The sequence below is a fragment of the Bacillus sp. JJ1127 genome (genome assembly GCF_036965845.1).
Taxonomy (GTDB): domain Bacteria; phylum Bacillota; class Bacilli; order Bacillales; family Bacillaceae_G; genus Bacillus_A.
Genome location: NZ_JBALQK010000396.1, coordinates 1 through 3,686, shown reverse-complemented (window position 1 = coordinate 3,686; position 3,686 = coordinate 1). Strand labels below are relative to the sequence as shown.

5 protein-coding genes are annotated in these 3,686 nt (G+C 36.0%); 2 read left to right on the top strand and 3 right to left on the bottom strand.

Annotated features, from left to right (window positions below):
• Positions 1-215: 215 nt before the first annotated feature.
• The gene (locus V7183_RS25035) at positions 216-1,463 is read left to right on the top strand and encodes an MFS transporter (protein WP_097895976.1); all 1,248 of its coding nucleotides are present in this window, start codon (positions 216-218) and stop codon (positions 1,461-1,463) included.
• A 17-nt stretch (positions 1,464-1,480) separates the two neighbouring features.
• Here V7183_RS25035 and V7183_RS25030 read toward each other — a convergent pair whose 3' ends face one another.
• Positions 1,481-2,359 carry a helix-turn-helix domain-containing protein gene (locus tag V7183_RS25030; protein WP_097895974.1) on the bottom strand — a complete coding sequence of 293 codons (879 nt, stop codon included), beginning with the start codon at positions 2,357-2,359 and terminating at the stop codon, positions 1,481-1,483.
• An 84-nt stretch (positions 2,360-2,443) separates the two neighbouring features.
• Here V7183_RS25030 and V7183_RS25025 point away from each other — a divergent pair, with 84 nt between their 5' ends.
• Entirely contained in the window at positions 2,444-2,896 is a 453-nt protein-coding gene (locus tag V7183_RS25025; protein ID WP_335361220.1) for a DUF523 domain-containing protein, read from the top strand.
• A 30-nt stretch (positions 2,897-2,926) separates the two neighbouring features.
• Here V7183_RS25025 and V7183_RS25020 read toward each other — a convergent pair whose 3' ends face one another.
• Together V7183_RS25020 and V7183_RS25015 are read right to left on the bottom strand one after the other, a co-directional pair.
• Complete coding sequence (locus tag V7183_RS25020; protein ID WP_097895969.1) at positions 2,927-3,280, bottom strand: YxeA family protein; 354 nt, start codon at positions 3,278-3,280, stop codon at positions 2,927-2,929.
• Positions 3,281-3,470: 190 nt separating this feature from the next.
• Positions 3,471-3,626, bottom strand: a complete 156-nt coding sequence (locus V7183_RS25015; protein ID WP_077295370.1) for an FbpB family small basic protein — start codon at positions 3,624-3,626, stop codon at positions 3,471-3,473.
• Between the last annotated feature and the right edge of the window lie 60 nt (positions 3,627-3,686).

The following is a 3,686-nucleotide window of genomic DNA, read 5'->3' as shown; positions in this document are numbered from 1 at the left end:
AAATGGATTTATATAATTCCATACCGGTGACACACCTTTTCAGAATAATAGTATCAGTATGCTCAAGATTTAGAGATTACTTGCACCAGAACCGGCAAATCTGCTATCATTGTCTACAATTAAAAAGTGCAGTATAGAAATATTCGAAACTGTATAAAACGAGTGTTAACAGGATTTTATATCCGTTCAAAATTGTTACATAGAAAGGAAGCAGTATGGAGAAATTACAACAAAATAAATCTGCTTTAGAAGGAAGCGGAAAGCCGTTATTAAAGAATACCAACTTCCTTTTCCTCTGGGCAGCTACTCTATTTTCAAGCTTTGCTTTAGCCTTTTTTACTTTTTCTCAAACATGGTACATAGCGAAAACATTAAATCTTGAAGCTTCACTTGGTGTTGTCTTTGTTGCTCTTAGTGTCCCAAGACTTATCTTTATGATTGTTGGCGGAGCTGTGGCAGATAAGTTTCCGAAAAAAAGTATTATGTTTTACTCCAATATCATTCGTGCCATTCTTGTTGCAACGATTTTAACTTGGTTTATCGTTGGTGATGTAACCTTGTATACATTTGCTTTGTTTGCTTTATTCTTCGGATTAGCAGATGCTTTCTTCTGGTCAGCAGATGGATCTATTCTGCCTGAACTAGTAGAAAAACATCGCTTAACACAAGCAAATTCACTCACGCAGATGACAAACCAAGCATCAGTCATTTTAGGCCCTGTACTTGGGGGGATCCTTATCAAATTTACTAACTATGAGACAATCTTTACAATTACGATCATTTTACTCATCGTTGCTGCTATACTCGTTCAGAAAATACAATCTACAATGCAAGAGGAACCTGATAAAGACAAAGGAATGTTTACATCCATTAAAGAAGGGATTTTATATGTAAAGGAATCACCTTTTCTTTCAACATTCCTCATCTGCAGTGCCTTTTTAAACTTATTTCTAATCGGTCCCATGCAAGTTGGTTTTCCACTGTTCATCAAAAATGTCTTGCACGGTGACTCACTTCAATTTAGTTACTTAGAAGCAGCTGTCGGAGGCGGTATGGCAATTGGTGCTGTCATCGTTGGCCTTAAGAATATCAATCGTAGACGCGGCTTGTTTTGTATCGTCATGATGCTGCTGTCCGGCGTGTTCTTTTTATCAATTAATTTTAGTACAGCACTTTGGCAAGCTCTATTAGCTGGTGCCTTTTACGGTATTACCATTGCCATGGCCATCGTTCCATTAATGGCAATGATTCAGTCTACTGTAAAAGAAGAAATGATGGGACGCGTTATGAGTTTAATGATGCTTTCATCTATGGGCTTTATCCCGCTTTCCTATGCAATTACATCGCTCGCACTCGCTGCTGGCATTCCGATTGTAACCATTATGAAAAGCGGCGCCATCGCAGTTATTATCTTCGTATTATTTGTGGCAATTCGCGTTCCAGTAGTAAGAAAGTTTGATTAACCTGTAAGGGTCATGTGCTACACGCATGACTCTTTTTTGAATGGATCAAATAAAGTTAGTCCTTTACTCCTTCTTACAGCTGCTCCCCATTCCAATCCAACATCCAAAAATAGTGCTCGCATCGTACTATACAAAAGAGCTCCAATATCTTTCCGAATCTCCCCATACTTATGCGCTCTTACAACACTTTTCGTACGCCGAATGACCTGTGCATAAACATCTTCATCAGCAATCAACTTTTCCAAAAATACACCTTGTTCTAGTAATCCACTTTTTTTATATGCAAGTTCCACTTTACTCCAAAGCAAATTAATCGTTTGCGGATTTCTGGACATTGGTATAACCGCATGTATGAAATTGATTGGAATATCATGACGACAATATGTTTCATCAAGTTCATACGTTATTCTATTCTTTTGTAATTTAGAAAAGTTTTTATAATAAACCGTTTCCCTTTCTTCTTGCGCATCTTCCTTCTTACTGCCTTCTACACTTTCCCGCTTTTCACATGCGGTCATTTCCATACGGTCATTCATGCGGTCAATCGCTGCTTTACGAAATACATATAAGTTCGCACTATACCCTCCGCGCTTATGTCTCTCTTTCGTAGGGATCCGCTCAATAATTCCGAGTTCCTCCAGCTTTGCAACAGAGCGGCGCACCGTACGAATACTTTTTCCTATCTTCTCAGCAATCGTTCCCATTAATGGACAAGCAACACCAACTGTTTTTTGTTTTTCATTAACTGCATATCTTCCTAACAAACGAATCACTAAAAAATCCGTCTCGTTTATATCCGATTGATACCTCTTTACAATTTGCTGTTGATACGCATTAAATTCTTCTTTACTTTGAAATTCGCTATATGTTTTCATTAAATTATAGAAAGTTCCCATTTTTATCACCCCATATATAAATAGGAACTCAAAAGCAAAATGGGCGATGATTTTATAATTTTTGATGAACTGAGGTAGAAAAACATGATTGTAGTAAGTGCTTGTTTAGGTGGTATTGCCTGCCGCTATGATGGAAATGACAATCTCGTTTCAAAAATCGAAGAGTTATTACAAAAAGAAGAAACTGTTCTCGTTTGTCCTGAAGTATTAGGCGGATTACCTACTCCGCGTCCATCAGCAGAAATCATTGGCGGTAATGGCGATGATGTACTAGATGGCAAAGCAAAGGTAATGGATCAAGAAGGCAACGATGTAACCGAAGCTTTTGTACAAGGAGCTTATAAAGCTTTAGAAGAAATAAAAGATTTAAATCCAGAATACATCATTTTAAAAGAACGAAGTCCTTCTTGCGGAAGTTCTACCATTTATACAGGGGAATTCAATGGGAACAAACAAGATGGTTATGGTGTAACAACAGCCTTATTCCGAAGACACGGATTTACGGTAATTTCAGAAGAGGATTTTGCAAACAAATAAAGGAGTTGACCCACAGGTCAACTCCTTTATTTATTTCACACCTAATTTTTCTTTTACTTTCACAGGAAGCTCGTCTTTTTTCACTTCTTCCCAAGCTGTTACACCTTTTTTATCAGAATAGAATACACGTAGGAATGCTTCTTTACGAAGGTTCTTATTAGCTGTAAATTCCATTTCTTTTTCTTTACCTTCTTTATCGAATGCAGGTAATTTATACTCAAATGATTTGTATGTACGACCATCATCAGCTTTACCTGTCTTTTCCGTTCCATCAACTGTAATTTGTACGTAGTACTCATCTTTTCCCATACGATTCAAGTCGCAACCAACTAACATCGTAGCAAAAACAATTAAAATACTAAAAAGTGCAATATATCTTTTCACGTCATTCACCTCATATATTTTTTATGATGTTATTATCATAATCTCTTTTCATTTGAGGAGAAATTCAAAAACGTGACATGAGTATTACACTTTTGTAAGATTAAACACTGAAAAAACAAAAAGATAACCAACTACTGCATCTAGTCGATTATCTTCTTGTTTGTATATCAACAAAGTTTTCGTATCTAAATTAGGAAGCCGATTTATTAATTGTATAACGTTGTTCAATACGTTGTTCAATTTTTTCCATCTCTTGTTTATCATTCAATATCTTTTGTTTATTTTCTTGTACCAATTCTTTAAACGATTTATGAAGTAATTTACAATGTTTGTTCGCCATAATCATTTCTCCTTATTATCTGTGCAATCACAGATATAAAATAAAATTTTTCAATCACCATAATTT